At 54.3% G+C, this 1,089-nt stretch carries 2 protein-coding genes; both read right to left on the bottom strand.

The window, feature by feature from the left end; genetic code table 11:
* The coding region (locus tag AC2VLY_RS09035) for a helix-turn-helix domain-containing protein (RefSeq protein WP_486892227.1) at positions 1–836 on the bottom strand (836 nt) is incomplete at its 3' end.
* Positions 826–1,089: hypothetical protein (locus AC2VLY_RS09030; protein WP_486892226.1), on the bottom strand; the 264-nt coding region annotated here is incomplete at its 5' end. The genes AC2VLY_RS09030 and AC2VLY_RS09035, both read right to left, overlap by 11 nt.

The following is a 1,089-nucleotide window of genomic DNA, read 5'->3' as shown; positions in this document are numbered from 1 at the left end:
CGTTTCCACCCGCGATTGCGGATTTCCAGAGCCAGTTTCAGGTTCCTCTTTGCCCCGGACTCTCCCTGACTCCAGCGCCGGATACTTCGTGGGCTTACGCCCATAATATCCGCCAGGTATTTGCTGAAAGCCACGGCATCCTTGCCCGTGCTCTGGCAGCCGTCTTCAATCAGCTCCGGCCAGGTCCATGGCCGGGATTCCTGTTGTATCCGGACTGCCTGCATGACCCGATGATGATGCTCCATGGACAGTTCGCCTTTCCGGTACAGAATCTCACGCAAACTGCTTGGGGTGATATGCAGGTAATGACAGACCTCTCTTTGCGTCCATCCCGTGACCTCTATCAGCTCGCGCAATCGGTCGGCTGATTCCGTCGCGTTTGAACCGCGCATTTCTGTGGCCGCCGATCCGCGCTCGATGCGTTTTTCCGGCTGCGAATCTGGATCAGACCAGGAACTTAGAGCACCACGCAAACGCTGTAACGCTGCTTCCTTTTCGGATTCCTGCAAATGGATATTTTCAGCCTGCGCTACTCTTTCCAGGGGATCATCAGAGTCCGCGCCTGCAGGTTCCGGCATGGCTTCCGGTGGCATGGTTCTGAGATACCAGTGGACCGAAGATTTCTGGACGTTTTCTACCTTTAGACGAACCAGTGCGGTGATTTGCTCCCCGGTGATTTCTTCTTCCGGCATTTGCAGTAAAGCCATACAGACTTCCTGCACGGCTTCGTCCTGCAAATCTTCACTGACCGGCATTCCGTACTTACGCCGACGAAAATAAAAGTGTCTTGCGACCTGCTGTTTAATCCGATCTACGTCGGTCGTGTCAAAGGGCATCAGCATCCTCGCTGGATTCGGCAGGGGCGATAAAGTTGCTGGACTGCATATCCACTTTCCCCTGCGGATCCGTAACAATCTTCAATATCATCCGTACTTCCATCAAGAGATAGGAGCCGGGAGCCAGCGCAGACAAGGTTTCCGTTACAAGCGTTTTGGCTTCCCCCGGCGGTTCCAGTTGCAAAAGAGACTCAAGATAACCACGGTATTGTTGCTGGCCAGAGCCTTCGGCCAAACGCGCATTTCTCTGGAT

It is taken from the genome of Acidithiobacillus sp. TH-A36, assembly GCF_057473445.1.
This window is presented reverse-complemented; position numbering and strand designations above follow the sequence as displayed.